The sequence below is a fragment of the Deferribacter autotrophicus genome, assembly GCF_008362905.1.
Taxonomy (GTDB): Bacteria; Chrysiogenota; Deferribacteres; order Deferribacterales; family Deferribacteraceae; genus Deferribacter; species Deferribacter autotrophicus.
On the sequence record NZ_VFJB01000009.1, the window covers coordinates 91845 to 106910 of the forward strand.

General features: G+C 33.3%; 13 protein-coding genes and 1 tRNA gene. 5 read left to right on the forward strand and 9 right to left on the reverse strand.

The genetic code is table 11. The features are described 5' to 3' along the window. Nucleotides 1–3: 3 nt before the first annotated feature. From FHQ18_RS10875 to FHQ18_RS10915, 9 genes are all read right to left on the reverse strand, one after another. Entirely contained in the window at nucleotides 4–948 is a 945-nt protein-coding gene (locus FHQ18_RS10875; protein WP_149267204.1) for an extracellular solute-binding protein, read from the reverse strand. A 57-nt stretch (nucleotides 949–1005) separates the two neighbouring features. Further along, a complete protein-coding gene (gene nrfD, locus FHQ18_RS10880) occupies nucleotides 1006–2193 on the reverse strand; it encodes an NrfD/PsrC family molybdoenzyme membrane anchor subunit (RefSeq protein WP_149267205.1) in 1188 nt (395 codons plus the stop codon). 9 nt (nucleotides 2194–2202) lie between these two features. Continuing rightward, on the reverse strand, nucleotides 2203–2760 hold the full coding sequence (locus FHQ18_RS10885; RefSeq protein WP_149267206.1) for a 4Fe-4S dicluster domain-containing protein: 558 nt from the start codon (nucleotides 2758–2760) through the stop codon (nucleotides 2203–2205). 14 nt (nucleotides 2761–2774) lie between these two features. After that, on the reverse strand, nucleotides 2775–5102 hold the full coding sequence (locus FHQ18_RS10890; RefSeq protein ID WP_149267207.1) for a molybdopterin-containing oxidoreductase family protein: 2328 nt from the start codon (nucleotides 5100–5102) through the stop codon (nucleotides 2775–2777). Between the two features lie 191 nt (nucleotides 5103–5293). Next, the gene (locus FHQ18_RS10895; RefSeq protein ID WP_149267208.1) at nucleotides 5294–5752 is read right to left on the reverse strand and encodes a DUF134 domain-containing protein; all 459 of its coding nucleotides are present in this window, start codon (nucleotides 5750–5752) and stop codon (nucleotides 5294–5296) included. Nucleotides 5753–6049: 297 nt separating this feature from the next. Beyond that, nucleotides 6050–6280, reverse strand: a complete 231-nt coding sequence (locus FHQ18_RS10900; RefSeq protein WP_149267209.1) for a GSU3529 family protein — start codon at nucleotides 6278–6280, stop codon at nucleotides 6050–6052. Next, entirely contained in the window at nucleotides 6277–6906 is a 630-nt protein-coding gene (locus tag FHQ18_RS10905) for a class I SAM-dependent DNA methyltransferase (RefSeq protein WP_149267210.1), read from the reverse strand. The genes FHQ18_RS10900 and FHQ18_RS10905 overlap by 4 nt, the downstream gene beginning before the upstream one ends. Then, nucleotides 6903–7535 (reverse strand): class I SAM-dependent methyltransferase, encoded by a 633-nt coding sequence (locus FHQ18_RS10910; protein ID WP_149267211.1) that lies wholly within the window; start codon nucleotides 7533–7535, stop codon nucleotides 6903–6905. The genes FHQ18_RS10905 and FHQ18_RS10910 overlap by 4 nt, the downstream gene beginning before the upstream one ends. Before the next feature lie 174 nt (nucleotides 7536–7709). Continuing rightward, nucleotides 7710–7798 (reverse strand) — tRNA-Leu (locus tag FHQ18_RS10915). Between the two features lie 379 nt (nucleotides 7799–8177). Here FHQ18_RS10915 and FHQ18_RS10920 point away from each other — a divergent pair. The 5 genes from FHQ18_RS10920 to FHQ18_RS10940 all read left to right on the forward strand — a co-directional run bounded on the left by FHQ18_RS10920 (nucleotide 8178) and on the right by FHQ18_RS10940 (nucleotide 14717). Beyond that, entirely contained in the window at nucleotides 8178–8633 is a 456-nt protein-coding gene (locus FHQ18_RS10920) for a PepSY domain-containing protein (protein ID WP_149267212.1), read from the forward strand. 210 nt (nucleotides 8634–8843) lie between these two features. Then, on the forward strand, nucleotides 8844–9308 hold the full coding sequence (locus FHQ18_RS10925; protein WP_149267213.1) for a GNAT family N-acetyltransferase: 465 nt from the start codon (nucleotides 8844–8846) through the stop codon (nucleotides 9306–9308). Continuing rightward, nucleotides 9305–10381, forward strand: a complete 1077-nt coding sequence (locus FHQ18_RS10930; protein WP_149267214.1) for a M20/M25/M40 family metallo-hydrolase — start codon at nucleotides 9305–9307, stop codon at nucleotides 10379–10381. The genes FHQ18_RS10925 and FHQ18_RS10930 overlap by 4 nt, the downstream gene beginning before the upstream one ends. A 392-nt stretch (nucleotides 10382–10773) precedes the next feature. Then, a complete protein-coding gene (locus tag FHQ18_RS10935) occupies nucleotides 10774–11943 on the forward strand; it encodes a class I SAM-dependent rRNA methyltransferase (protein ID WP_149267215.1) in 1170 nt (389 codons plus the stop codon). Continuing rightward, nucleotides 11940–14717 (forward strand): DEAD/DEAH box helicase, encoded by a 2778-nt coding sequence (locus FHQ18_RS10940; RefSeq protein WP_149267216.1) that lies wholly within the window; start codon nucleotides 11940–11942, stop codon nucleotides 14715–14717. The genes FHQ18_RS10935 and FHQ18_RS10940 overlap by 4 nt, the downstream gene beginning before the upstream one ends. Nucleotides 14718–15066 lie beyond the last annotated feature (349 nt).

Here is a 15066-nt window from a genome sequence, read left to right on the forward strand (position 1 = left end):
TTTTTAAAACTTTACACAATATTTAACAACAGATTTCAGCTCTTTATCCAGATGGTCAATATTCCCTGTCACTTCTGGCTCGCACAAAACAAAGAAACCATGCTTTTCAAGAATAGAAGCCACATCATTTGAAAGTAAGTATTTCACAAACTTTACAGCCAAATCCCTTTTTTGAGTTGTTTGTGGAATTGTTACACTGTAAAAGATACATGTTGCAGGAATTTCTTTTAGCCCAAGCCCATACTTATGATCTTTTATTTTTACTTTCTTGTAAAATTCACCATATCTGGAAGAAAATAGATTAATTTCTTTTGGAAGCTTTAAATAATTGAAGTTATATTCTTTTGCGTAAGTCTTATATGAAATAATATAATCTACTTTCTTACTTAATAAATCTTTTACTATATCTAGATCACTTTTTCTTTCAAAAATAGCCTTCTGTACCGCATCTTCAGCAAAATTATCTTTTTTATAAAATAGTTCGGCAAGTTTTAAAACCATTAAACTTCTATAACCGCAAGGTTCATCCGTCGCTGCAGAAAGTCCAAACTTTACATCCGGTTTCATGATAATCTCATACCAATTATTTGCATTTATTTTATTAGCATACTTACTATCAGCTCTATAACCTACAACCATCTCGTTTTTAGCAAATTTTATATTCCAATCGGCAAATCCTTTTTCCACAAGTACATTATCAATAACTGAATAATCAGCACTTACAATCACATCAATTATCTTGCCATAATCATGGATGAGTTTTGCTGCCTTACCACTACAATTGCTTTCATACTTAATTTTTATCTTATGCTTATCATAAAAATCTTTAGCTATTACCGAAAAGCTTTTTTCAAGGCTTTTCGGTATCAATACCTTTAAATATTCTTGAGCATATGCTGATATCGAAATTGCCAACAATAATCCCAAGACTACAAATAGTTTTTTCATAACTCACCCCACAATTTTTTTTATTCGGGAGGTGGCCTTAACCACCTCCCTATGATTTTACTCTTCGCTTAAATTAAGAACTTTTTCTGCTAGAAGATAAAGGAAGATACAAAAAGATATTGCTCCAACTACAATGGAAATTTCCGCAAAAGATGGAGTATAATGTACAAGACCATCTAAGCCTGCACCCTGAACTCTCGCACCAGGAACTGGCTCTCTCATTGGTACCATTTGACCTGCAATTACAAGATCATAACGCATGAAGAAAATACCGATAACAGCTGAAATTGCTGCTACCAATGATGCCTTTAAGTTATTCCCTTTTGTAGTAATAATTATTAAGAAAGGTATAACCATTCCAAGCAACACTTCAAAGAACCAGAAATTGATTGACAAGTCTCCAGTTAAAAGCACTTTCACAGTTTCATATTTTTCAGGTGGTGCACCATATACGGAAGTTAAAACTTTCCAGATATCAAAGAATATGATTATTCCGAGTAATAAACCAAAAATTTTAGAAAGCCCTTTAAGCGCTTCATGAGCCTTTTCTGGTAATCTGCTAGGACCACCATAAGCAACATTCATAATGATGAGAATTAATGCAGTTCCAGAAATAAGAGCAGAAAGAATGAAGTAAATAGGAAGATATGGCCCATGCCAGAAAGGTCTTGCTTCAAGAAACCCGAAAATAGCACCAAGGTTTGAGTGAGCAGAGATACCAGCAATAAAACCGGCAAGACCAGCAATCTGAGCACCAGTATGATTATGAGTCATGAGAAAATAAAATTCAATAGCAATGCAAATGAGATACAAACCGTATAGTGTACCCATCCACCAGATAGCAGAATGAAAATTTGGTGAAATAATATTGTAAATCATCATTCTAAATGGATGACCGAGCTCAAGACCGATAACACCAAAACCACATAAAAGAGTAAAAATAGCTAAGACAATCGCTCTTTTACCAATAACTTCATACTTTTCAATTCCAAAAACGTGCCCCATTGAAGATATCAAACATAATCCAGTACTTGAAACAACAAAGAATACATATGTGGAGATCAAAATTCCCCAAGGTACTGTTTTGGTAACACCGTAAGCAGCATCACCTAAAGTAAGCTTTTTAAATACACCATACAAACCGATTAATGCTATGAGCAAAAACAAACCCAACCATACATTAGAAATCCTTTTGTTACCATTAAAGATATCACTTTTATTTATTGTAGTTGCATGAGCACTCATGATAACCCCCTATCTTTTAATATAAATAAGCTTAGGTTTTGTACCTTTTTCAGGCTTTAAAACCTCAGTATCATGCATCTTCACAAGCTTGGAAACTTCACTATCAGGATCATTCAAATCACCAAATACTCTAACTTTTGGAGGACATGTTTCCACACAAGCTGGAATTCTACCTTCAGCTAATCTGTGATAACAGAATGTACATTTATCAATAGCCTCAATCTCTTCATTTACATATCTGGCATCATAAGGACATGCTGTCATACAATATTTGCAAAGGATACATTTTTCGTGATCCACAAGCACCACACCATCTTCTGTCTGATATGAAGCCCTGGTTGGACACACATGAACACAAGGGGGGTTTTCACACTGTTGACATTGAGATGGTCTGAACATTCTTTTTATCATAGGAAACTCTGATTCTTTTGTCCTTTCAGCAACCCAGTTTCTATAAAAATACATCCCCAAAGGAACATGGTTCTCCATTTTACATGCAACAGTGCAAGCCTTACAATCAATACATTTGCTATCGTCTAAAACTATAGCCCATTTTTTCTTACTCATCTCACACCCCTAAATTAAATTTTCTCTATAGTTACAAATGTTTCATGCATAGCTGCATTTCCTGAAATAGATTCCATATAATCTACAATAATCTCTGCATCAGAAGCACCTACACGATAAATATTTGACAATCCTTTTGAAAGTCTACCAAAACCGTGAACATAGAATACCACATCCGGTCTTATATACTCTGTAGGTAACGCTTTAACAATCTGCTCCCCTACAGGGCTTTTAACTTTTACTTTATCTCCAGCCTTAATACCCATTTTGGCAGCTACTTTTGCATTTATCCAAACAGCATTCTCTTTATCTCCGTACGCTTCAAGTAACCATGGGTTATTCTGTGTTGAAGCATGGGTAAATTGACCATGTCTACCTACAACAAATCTAAATTGGCCAGGTTTTGGATCGGTATGTCTTGTGTAAACAGGTAATGGATGCAAACCTTTTTCTTCATATTTCACATTATAAAGTTCAATCTTACCTGTTCTGGTTTTAAATCTAAACCCATCTTTTAATGTTTTGCCATATTTTGGTTTGTCACTTAAATAAAATACACCCTCTTTTAACAACTGCTCAAAGGCACCTGGATATTTGGAAACCTGATATTTTGCAAAATCTTTTACAGGATTTTTAGTCAATCTTTTCAAACATGTTTCTTTAAACATCTCAAGATCTTCTTCAGAGGTATCTTCCCAGAAATCTTTTCTTTCCATAAATTTGTGAGCAAGATTACACATAATCTCAAACATAGACTTTGTATCAAATAGAGGTTCAATTACTGGTTGTCTCATTACTGCAATAGGTACCACACCGTTTAATGAGTGAACTGGATCCCATCTTTCAAGATAAGTTGATTCAGGCAACACCACATCGGAATACCAGGCAGTATCACTCATTGCCACATCAATAGTACAGATAAATTCCATCTGCTCAAGCATCTGCAATGTTTTCTTTCTGTTTGGCACCGACTCAACAGGGTTTTGTTTGTATACAAACAACCCTTTCACAGGATAAGGTACACCTTTTAAAATAGCTTCTCTAAAAAGTATCCAGCTACCGTCTTTTTCAGATAGATATTGACATGAGTCTGTTGGAAGACCTGCATCTGTTTTATCTTCTTCTGGCAAAACATCACCAAGGAAAGGTACTTTACCAGCATCAATTCTATCTCTAGTCCAATCGAAAATTGGAAATTCTATTTCATACTTTCTCAAAGGTATCTTTGATTTTGGAATCAAACCGCCAGGTCTATCCCATGCACCACATATTGCATTTAAGATTGCACAAGCCCTTCTATAATATACATCGTTAGCATAGAAAGAGCTCCTTCTTCCAGGATACCATATAGATCTTGGAGCATGTTTGGCAAACTCTCTTGCAAGCCAGTAAATTTCACTGGCAGGTATTTCTGTCTCTTTTTCTGCCCATTCTGGAGTATACTGTTTTACATGCTCAGCAAGCTTATCAAAACCGTAAGTATATTTTTCAACGAATTCTTTATCGTAAAGATTTTCCTTAATAATCACATGGATCATTGCCAAAACCAAAGCCAAATCGGTACCAGGCTTAATTGGATACCACTTGTCAGCTAAAGCGGTTGTTTTAGTAGCTCTTGGATCTATATATATTAATGTCTGTTTCCTATGATTTTTAGCCATATCGATAGTGTCCGGAGTAACTATAGCTTCAGCTCTGTTTGAACCTGCAATTATTACAAACTCTGCATTAGCAATATCTGCATCTGGAAAGGTCCCGAAAACAGAAGAATAACCTTGAATATTAGATGCAAGACAAAGGGTGGGGTGTCTTACAGTATTTGTAGTACCTATAATATTTGCAAGATCAATAAAATATTCTTCTTGAAACCCCTCTGTTGATGCGAAAGCAATGGTTGATCTGTTTTTGTATTTTCTAACCAGCTTAACGACATTATCAACGATATAGTCGTAAGCCTCTTCCCAGCTAACCTCTTTCCATTTACCCTCGCCCCTCTTACCTACTCGAATAAGAGGCTTTTTTAGCCTGTCTGGATCATAAGGAACTTTAGCACCAGCATTACCCCTTGCACATATCATTGCACGTGACTTGAAAAACTTTGGATTAGGGTTAATTTTTCTTATTACACCGTTATCAACTTCTGCAATAAAACCGCACTTGTTAACACAAATGGCACAAGTGGAAGGAACAAATTTTCTGCCATACTTCGAATTACCCTTTTCCTCTGACGCCCCAACCTTTTTCAAAACACCAAAATTTGACATTACTAAAGTTGAAGCCAATGCCCCGCTCGTGAGCCCAAGGAACTTTCTCCTTGAAACTTTCGTTTTCAATAAAGACATGGTTATGACCTCCTTTATGGATTTTGATAAATCCGAATATAACTATATTATAATAATGTCAATATTAAATTTACTTGTTTATCAATAGGTTATGAGATTATGCTAGGTAAATTAATAGGATATGCCAATAATATAGAACAGTATATTATTTTTGGCATTTGCTAAAATTAATAAGTTTTTTTGCTTAAAAGTTAGATTTTAGAATTCACTCTTAATGGACACTGACAATAAACGCCGCAACGCTGTCTTTTTATTACTTCACTCTTACCACAACTTGGACAAACTATATCTTTATCTTCAATACCATCAGCTAAAACCCATTCATACCCACATTCAATACATTTTACTTCTCTAGGTATAAACTCGATGTAATCATCATAAGTTATTGTTATTCTTTTACCATTTACTAATGCATCTGTAACAATTTTACGAGCCTGTTCCACAATCCTACCAAAAGTCTGCCTGGATACATGCATCACTTCAGCGGCTTCTTCTTGTGAATACCCTTCAAGATCAGCCAATCGCATTGCCTCTAGCTGATCCACTGACAAATTTATTGAACGAATATGCTCGTAAAAATTACAATAAGGACCAAACTCAAAAAAACGCGGTCTATGTTTAACTTTTCTCTTCTTTGGTGGTCTAGCCATATCTAACCTCGAATTTTTATATATACAAATTAAGCAATGATGTCAAACAATTTATAACATCGTTCTATAAATAGCATATGCTCATTATTTCATATATAACAGGTATAGATTTTCATTATAAATTCTCTCCTTATATTATTAGCATTTGACCATTTATTAAAAATTTTTCCACCTATTTTTTCGATTAAATAACCTTAAAAACCTTTACCAACAAATATTAGCTTTGCTCTTATCAAAAATATAAAAATTATTATTATTGGCTTAATCCAAAAACTTATAATTTTATCAATTATTTGCTTATAATTTTTTAAGCATTTCCTCTATATCCTTAGCAGAATATCCATCTGAAAAACAGCCTAAACCTGCCTCAGGATTGAAGTTTTCCACATACTCAATTAATGCATCCAGCAATTTTTCATTATTTACTTTTTCAATTTTTAATATCTTATCTAACAAATAATTAGGTAAATCAGATTCTGTATTTTGCAATTTGGCCAAATACTTTAATTTATCCAATTTTTCTTTCATAATCCCCCCCCCTTTTTATAAACATGCAAAAAAACAGGATATTCTCTGTTAATTCCTCTCACCTTTTTCCTTATAATATATGGGATATCACTTTGAATAAATTTTAATCCTGATTCTGTCGCTAACTGTTTTAACATTTTTTGATTGATTCCATTATGAACGGTATCCCCATCTTGATGATACGTTCCATCCTCTTCTTCCAAATCTGCAATGGCAAGATATCCAGCTGGTTTTAACATACTAGAAAGCCTTTCCAACACACCTTTTAAATCTTCAATGTGATGAAATGTCATTAAAGTAATAACCATGTCATATTCGTCTATAGGTATATTTTCATCTAAGATATCCACCAATTTTGGATTCATATTGGAAAGTTGCAAGCTTTCCAGCTTTTCTTTCAAAACACTTAACATATTTTCAGATAAATCAATCATATCAATTTCTCTTACATCATCAACAAAATTAAATCCAAGTAATCCTGTCCCACATCCAAAATCCGCCAATTTCCAATCTTTCTGCATAGGTACAATCCTTTTAATAGCATCAGCAACTGCTTTTGCCCTTTCTACATGCATCGGCTTGCAGTCATATGTAAAAGCTGTTTTATCAAATTTCTTCACACTCATAGCTTCTCCCCCACTATCACCACAAAACTCCCCTCACCATAACCAGCCTTAGGCTCCTGAACATTATTTCTAATTTCATCAAAATCACCATAAAGAGTCTGCCATACATTAAGATGGGTAAATCCGACACTTTTCATCATATTTAGTAACTCGCTCGTACCAAAAAATGTTGCCTCTTTATAAAATTTACTTTTTTCTTTCTTTTTCTGATAAAGCCTACCAATGGGAGAATCCTTATCCACAAAACCCAAAGCACATTTGCCATTCTTTTTTAAAATTCTATACATCTCTTTGATGGATAATAATGGGGCTACTACAAAACAGATTGTGGTAATCATTACAGTCCAATTCATCACTCCGGTTTTTATAGGTAAATACTCTGCTACTCCCTCCACAATGTTTACTTTATCTCTTATTTTCTCATACATCTCCTTTGTAGGCTCAACGCCATATTTTATCCCAAGAGGTCTGGCAAACTTGCCGGTGCCTATACCAATCTCAACAGATTCCCCTCCAATACCTAACTTTTGAAAGATTTTTAGCTCAGATAAGTATAGATTCTCATTTTCAATAAACCAATCATCATAATTTTCAAAAAACTTCTTAAAAGCAACATTCCTGATTTTCATAGAATAAATCTAAAACATTTTTGAGTTTTTAGCAATAGCTGATAACTATTTTGGAGTAGTAGGTATTAAAGGTTATGAGGGTAATAAGGGTAATAAAAAGGTAGGTAAAGCTACAAGATACTAAAATAAAAAGATCTCAATTCTATGCTGACATATTAAAAAGAAAAGATGAGATGGTGCCGAAGGGGGGACTCGAACCCCCACGGGATTTTACTCCCACAGGATCCTTAGTCCTGCGTGTCTACCAGTTCCACCACTTCGGCAAGTGCTCAATTGCTTTATATTTTTTTTAGAAAAATGTCAAGTATTTTAAATCGAGGTTAGGGGAAATGAGAGACAGTTTTGTAGGGTGATAACATCCACAAAGTTTCTTATAACCTTTACTACCTTTATTAAACTTTAATAACATCCAAAAATTTTATCCCAACACCTTAAATAGTAAGAAATAGTAAGCAAGAAAATTCCTACCCACTTTATGTGTAATATTTACACAGTTGCGTAATATTTACACAGTTTCCAAGTAACGCTATTCTAGCTATTCCCTTTAATATCAACCAGTTATCAACTTTTGGCATTCTGGCATCCTTTATGCTCTAAATATAAATGTAAACGTTGATAAAAAATACATTAGGAGGTGCAGTTATGAAAAAACTGTTAATTTTAGCAACAATCGTAGTTTTTGGAGCAACTTTAGCTTTTGCTCACGGGCCAGGATTCGGTAGAGGTTTTGGTTATGGATACGGAATGGGACCTGGAATGATGGGTCATGGTATGATGGGACCTGGTTACAATCAAGGTTATGCCCCAGGTGCTGGCTATGGCTATGGTCCAGGCTATTGCATGGGTTACGGTACAGGTTTTCAAGGTAACGTAAAACAGATCACAGAAGAAGATGCAAAAAAAGCAGTGGAAAAAGTTTTGGAAGAATATTTTAAAGGTTACACAATAAAAGAAGTTGAGAAATTCAGAATGCCAATGGGAACAATGTACGAAGTTGATGTTGTAGATTCTGCAGGCAATAAATTTGAATTTCATGTTAATCCATGGGGCTACGTAATGGGACCTTTCCCAGACAATTATGACGAAGATAGAAATTAGAGGGGTATGGGCACCCCCCTCTTTTTAAAGAATGTATACTATGATGCATATTAAGTACTAAGAATAAATTAGTATACATACATTAAGAATTTGTTATAAATTTCCTTCCTTAGACACCATATCTTCAAAAAATAATCTTATAGCTTAAATTTAGAATTGATTTATAAATCTACTTAGACCATATTAAATTACTATATAATGGGATTTTGTATGAAAAACATAGTAATTAGAACAATAACCATTGATGATTTACCGCATATTTATAAGCTTGGAGAAAAGGTCTTTACTTTACAAAATTACCCAAATCTCTACAGGGTATGGGATGAAAATGAAGTCGCCGAATTCTTTATAAATGATAAAGAAAGCTGCTTTGTAGCTGAAATAGACGGTAAAATCGCAGGTTTTATACTTTCTTATGTGGTCAATAAAGCACTAATAAAATATGGTTATCTTGTATGGTTGTGCGTAGATGAGGAATATAAAAAACAAGGAGTAGCATCAAAACTTTTTGACGAATTTAAAAAATATATGGAAAAAAATGGCGTTGTAACTCTTTTTGTAGATGTTGAAAAAAGCAACGAAGAAGCATTAAATTTCTTTAGAAATAAAGGTTTTAGTGAACCAAAAGAACAAATTTATTTAACACTTTATTTAAAAGAAAGAGAGAACAGATGATAAATGTAGAACGACTTAGGAATTTACTTACAGATATGATCAATATTTACAGTCCATCAGGTAAAGAAGAAGAAATAATAAATTTCTTAAAAGATTTTTTAAAAAAATATAATATTGATTTTGTATATCAAGAGGTTGAAGATTCAAGAGGCAATATTTTAGTTCTTCCTGAAGAAGGGGAATGTGATCTCGTCTTTGTAGGCCATATTGATACCGTACCTGCCTTTGACTATGAAAATTATGAAGCTGACATATACGACGACGAAATTTATGGTCTTGGTTCTGCAGATATGAAAGGTGGCTGTGCCGCTATGATTGAAGCATTTTTAACATATAGAGAAAAGAACAAATCAGATTTTCCTTGTTCACTTGCACTTGTTGTGGGAGAAGAAGAATCTGGTGACGGTGCTTTTGAACTTGCCCGTGAATATTCCTTTGATTGGGCAATTATAGGTGAACCTACAAGTTTAAATCCATGTTTTGGTCATTATGGCTATGTAGAGATGTCACTGGTAACTTACGGACAAAAATTACACGCATCCATTTCAAAACCTGACAAAAATGCAGTAAAATTAATGATGGACTGCCTTAACCTGATAATAAACTATATCGATAAAAAAGGAGATATCCTTTACAATATTAGGGATTTTAATAGTTCACAGGCTGGGTTTGCAAGTCCTGATAGATGTGAAGCATACCTTGACTTACATCTACCCACTAAATACCCTATAGGTACATTAACCTTTGAAATAGAAGAATTAATTTATAGTAAGTTTAATGATAAAGAAATAAAATTTTCATTAGAAACGATACATCATGGCTACGAACTATCCGAAAAAGCATATTTACCAAAACAACTGAAGAAAATTTACAATGAACAAAACATCGATTTTACCCCTTCACTCTTTAAAAGTGATTCCGATGCTCCAATTTTATGGCAATCAGGTATTAAACCTATTATTTTAGGTCCAGGAGATTTATCCAGTGCCCATACTGGAGATGAGTATGTAAATTTTACAGAAGTAGTAAAAGCATCAAACATTTATTATTCTGTAATGGAGGGAGAAAAATAAAAACTATTTTTTTTATTATTCTATTAATAACAGAGCTTATCAATGCTGCCCACTTTTTAAGAAGAGGAAATATCTTTTTAACCGTAATTTTTATGAGTATGATTCTGCTCTTTTTTATAAAAAACAAATTTGCAATGTATATACTTCAAATCTCCTTTGTACTCGGCACAATTATATGGATAATCACTGCTTATAAACTGTCAATTATTCGTTTGCATTTTCATGAACCTTATATGAGAATGCTTATAATTTTATCAAGTGTGGCACTGGCAAATCTTTTACTTTTAGTTTTCTCTTTTCATAAAAAAATAAAAACTCACTTTTATAATGAAAAAAAATAATAATTCTTTTTCATTTGACTTTTTTTTTCGTTTATTGTTTAAAATAATCTTATGAAGTCACTTTTCTTGAAAAAAGGTTTTGAACGACGAGTCCAAACTGGTTATCTCTGGATATTTTCAAACGAAGTGGAAAACCTAAAAGATTTTGTTCCTGGTGAACTTGCAAAAATTTTTACACATACCAAAGACTTTGTGGGAATCGGATATGTCAATCCTCATTCTCTTATATGTGCCAGGATCCTAAGTAAAAAAGATACAAAAATTGACATTGATTTCGTAAAAAATAGAATTACCACAGCACTTTCATTGCGAAAAAAATTGTATAACAAGCCTTATTATCGATTACTGTTTAGTGAAGGTGATTTCTTCCCCGGTGTTATAATCGATAGATACGATAACATCTTCTCCATTCAATTGAATACATTTTGGGCTGATAAAAATAAAGATCTCATTATAACAGCCCTAAAAGAAATATTTTCTAATAATATAAATATCGTATTGAAAAATGATAACAACGCAAGGCTTCTCGAGACGTTACCCCTTTCGGTAGAATCTCTTAATAGCGAATTTAATGGTGACATATTTTTTGAAGAAAACGAAATAAAAATGTATGTAAATATTCTTAAAGGTCAGAAAACCGGCTATTATTTCGATCAACGGGAAAACAAAAAGTTAATGCAATTTGTGGCAAAAGATAGCTATGTGATAGATGTATTCTCTTACATAGGAGGATGGGGATTAAACGCATTAAAAAACGGTGCTAAAAAGGTTACTTTTGTAGATATTTCCGCTTTCCCCCTTGAATGTGCTGAGGAAAACGTAAAATTGAATAAATTCAAGGCAGAAACAGAGTTTATAAAAATGGATGCCATAGATTTTTTAAAGAATCTAGCCCAAAGTAATGAGAAGCCTGATGTTCTTGTCATAGACCCACCGGCCTTTGTAAAATCTAAGAAAAAATTAAATGAGGCTCTCAAAGGATATATTAATTTAAATAAATGGGCGTTGAAGTCTGTGAAAAAAAATGGATTTATCTTTACATGCAGTTGCTCGCAGCATGTAGATGAAGAAAAATTTCACTGGATATTAAATAATGCAGCAAAAACAGCTGGTAAAAAGTTTAAAATTCTCTCCAAGCTATCACAAGGTTTTGATCATCCGGTCAACCCCAAAATGAAGGAAACATTTTATCTCAAAGGATTTTTTATTCAGGTATTATGATAGAATCTGTTGTCAGGTATATAAAAAACGGTAAATTTGCAAATGATCTTGTTTTTGAAAAAATTTTGGAAGAACAAAAAGGCTCTTTTGTAGACTTAGAAATCATAGAAAATCAAATTTTTAAAGAAACATTAAAAGAGATGGGAATATCCCACCTTTACTCCCATCAAGCAAAAGCTTACAAATTAATAAAAGAAGGTAAAAACGTTCTTATTACCACCCCCACAGCTTCAGGAAAAACATTATGCTACAATCTTCCCATACTGGAAGATATCTATCTAAACGGATCAAAAGCCCTTTATCTTTTTCCTATAAAAGCCTTGGGTTATGACCAAAAAGAAAAATTAGAAGATTTTGCAAATAAAATACCTCTTTTTGATTTTAAGGTTGAAGTGATCGATGGAGATACAGACAAAAAAAAGCGAAGAAAAATTTTAACAAATCCACCTGATATTATTATATCTAACGTGGATATATTACATTATTCTATATTACCCAAAATCACGGAATGGGAAACTTTTCTAAAAGATTTAAAATACATTGTAGTAGATGAACTGCATATTTATAGAGGTGTTTTCGGCTCACACGTAAGAAATATTTTTCAAAGGTTAAAACGTTTTTTACCTCATCTACAAATCATCACAGCATCAGCCACAATTGGTAATGCAAAGGAGTTTGCAAGGGATCTTTTTGATATAGATTTTGAACATATTAACGAAAATGGCGCACCCTCCAGTAAAAAATATTTTCTTTTTTTCAATCCGGAAACCGTTCCTGCTGCAAATTTAAGCTCTTATTTTATGAAAATATTTATAGAATCAGGAATTAAAACCCTTTGCTTTACAAAATCAAGAATTCAAACCGAAACGATTTATAGAAGACTTATCTCTGACGTAAATGTTAAAAAAGATTCCATATCATCGTATCGTGCCGGTTTTTTGCCTGAAGAGAGAAGAGCCATTGAAAAGAATTTTAGAGACGGTAAGCTCAAAGGTGTAATCGCCACAAGTGCCTTCGAACTTGGAATAGATATTGGTGGAATTGACGCCACAATCATTTTAGGCTTTCCGGGCTCCCTTATGAGTCTTTGGCAAAGAGCAGGAAGAGGAGGCAGAAACGGCAACGAAAGCCTTATTATATTAATTGCTACCAACGATGCCCTCGATCAATACTTTGTAAAAAATCCCGATAAACTTTTATCTTCGAGCTTTGAGGATGCCCTAATTGATATAGACAACGAAATTATTCAAAAACAACACATTCAATGTGCAGCCTTTGAAAAGCCGATAAGTAATAGCGAATATTATTACAATCATTATTCCAGAATCATTGATAATATGCTTGAATCAAAAGAACTTTTTCAGGATGAAGAGAACAGAGTTATCGTCACTTTCAAAAACTACCCCCACAAGGAAGTGGATTTAAGGGCAAGCGGTAACACTTACACCATTATGATGAACAATATTATCATAGGCACAAATTCTGCAAAAAAAGCATATACTGAAAATCATATAGGTGCCATCTATCTTCACCGAGGAGAAACCTTCATAGTGGAAAAAATTGACCACTCAAAAAGGGAAATACACGTCAAACCTGCAAATCCAAATTACTACACACGCCCCCTGGTAGAAAAACAAACTGCAATATTAAAAATTCATAAAGAAACAAATATAAGTAATTTTAACTGCAAATATGTTGATCTCCTTGTGACAGAACATTTGACAGGTTATGAAAAAATCGCTGAAAAAACAGGAGAAAAACTTGGGAAAGTGGATATCGAAACAGAACCCATCCAGTTTGAAACTAAAGGTATTGTAATAGAGATACCTGAAACTCAACTAATCGGTAACCTAATGGGTTCAATTCATGCGATAGAGCATGCAATTATAGCAATGATACCCACCGAAATTCTTTGCGATAGGAATGATATTGGTGGTATATCATATCCAGCCCATCCACAAACAGGAAAAATATCTATCTTTTTATACGATGGATACCCAGGTGGTATTGGTATAACAAAACGTGTTTTTGATAAAATAGAAAAAATTCTTCAAATCACATTGTTAAATATAAAAAACTGCCAGTGTGAAACTGGTTGTCCAGCATGCATCATCTCCCCAAAATGTGGATCAGGTAACTACCCCCTTGATAAAAATGGCGCAACAGCTCTTCTTGAATTCATTTTAAATAAAAAATCTGACACAAAAAAAGTATCAAACTCAGTTCATAAAGATGACATACTTGTATTTGATATTGAAACAAAATATTCGGCCAATGAAGTGGGCGGATGGAAAAATGCTCATAAAATGGGAGTAGCAATCCTCGTGGCCTATTCTTTTAAAAAGGATGACTATCTAATATTTTATGAAAAAGATATGAGATTCTTTGAAGATATTATAAAAAATGCCAAAGCACTCATCGGTTTTAATATCATTAATTTTGACTTCAAGGTATTGAGTGCTTACTTAAGCATAAATAAAAAGCATTCTATAATTTTAGATATACTGCACGATATTAAAAATATCACAGGAAAGCGTTTTTCTTTAAACAACATTGCTAAAGCCACATTGAATATTCAAAAATGTGCTGATGGGCTGCAATCATTACAATGGTATAAAGAAGGTAATTTTGATAAAATTATAGAATATTGTAAAAAAGATGTTGAAATAACCTATAAGGTTTTTGAATACGGAATTCAACACAAAAAAGTATATTGTGACAACAAAGGATTGAAAATAACAATCCCCGTCAACTGGAACTACGTATTTATGTAATTATCGCTTACTTAAAAAAAAATCCCAATGTATTGTTGCAATTTCGTTTTTAAGAAAAAGAAAATAAATTCTCTCAGCCTTTTCTATAATTTTTTCCCCTCAACCTTAACCTTAACCTCACCCTACCCCCATTTCCTCTTTTCCCCCTAAAACCTCTACTACCTTTACTACCCCTAATACCCTTTTTCAGTACCGATTAACTAGCACTTACATTGGTTAACTATTTAACTCTGACTTAATCGCATTTAAGAGATCAGACTATGGTCGAAAAAGGTTGTAAGTACGACTATGTAAAACTTGTTAATCCTGGAGTCACCCCATTTTTTCGGAGGCTGTTTTGAATTATAAT

Coding starts and splice junctions, on each gene's coding strand:
- FHQ18_RS10905 (WP_149267210.1), bottom strand. CDS start 6,906: ATGAGTGTGAAGAAATTTGATAAAACAGCTTTTACATATGACTGCAAG.
- nrfD (WP_149267205.1), bottom strand. CDS start 2,193: ATGAGTGCTCATGCAACTACAATAAATAAAAGTGATATCTTTAATGGT.
- FHQ18_RS10935 (WP_149267215.1), top strand. CDS start 10,774: ATGAAGTCACTTTTCTTGAAAAAAGGTTTTGAACGACGAGTCCAAACT.
- FHQ18_RS10920 (WP_149267212.1), top strand. CDS start 8,178: ATGAAAAAACTGTTAATTTTAGCAACAATCGTAGTTTTTGGAGCAACT.
- FHQ18_RS10885 (WP_149267206.1), bottom strand. CDS start 2,760: ATGAGTAAGAAAAAATGGGCTATAGTTTTAGACGATAGCAAATGTATT.
- FHQ18_RS10890 (WP_149267207.1), bottom strand. CDS start 5,102: ATGTCTTTATTGAAAACGAAAGTTTCAAGGAGAAAGTTCCTTGGGCTC.
- FHQ18_RS10925 (WP_149267213.1), top strand. CDS start 8,844: ATGAAAAACATAGTAATTAGAACAATAACCATTGATGATTTACCGCAT.
- FHQ18_RS10875 (WP_149267204.1), bottom strand. CDS start 948: ATGAAAAAACTATTTGTAGTCTTGGGATTATTGTTGGCAATTTCGATA.
- FHQ18_RS10930 (WP_149267214.1), top strand. CDS start 9,305: ATGATAAATGTAGAACGACTTAGGAATTTACTTACAGATATGATCAAT.
- FHQ18_RS10895 (WP_149267208.1), bottom strand. CDS start 5,752: ATGGCTAGACCACCAAAGAAGAGAAAAGTTAAACATAGACCGCGTTTT.
- FHQ18_RS10940 (WP_149267216.1), top strand. CDS start 11,940: ATGATAGAATCTGTTGTCAGGTATATAAAAAACGGTAAATTTGCAAAT.
- FHQ18_RS10900 (WP_149267209.1), bottom strand. CDS start 6,280: ATGAAAGAAAAATTGGATAAATTAAAGTATTTGGCCAAATTGCAAAAT.
- FHQ18_RS10910 (WP_149267211.1), bottom strand. CDS start 7,535: ATGAAAATCAGGAATGTTGCTTTTAAGAAGTTTTTTGAAAATTATGAT.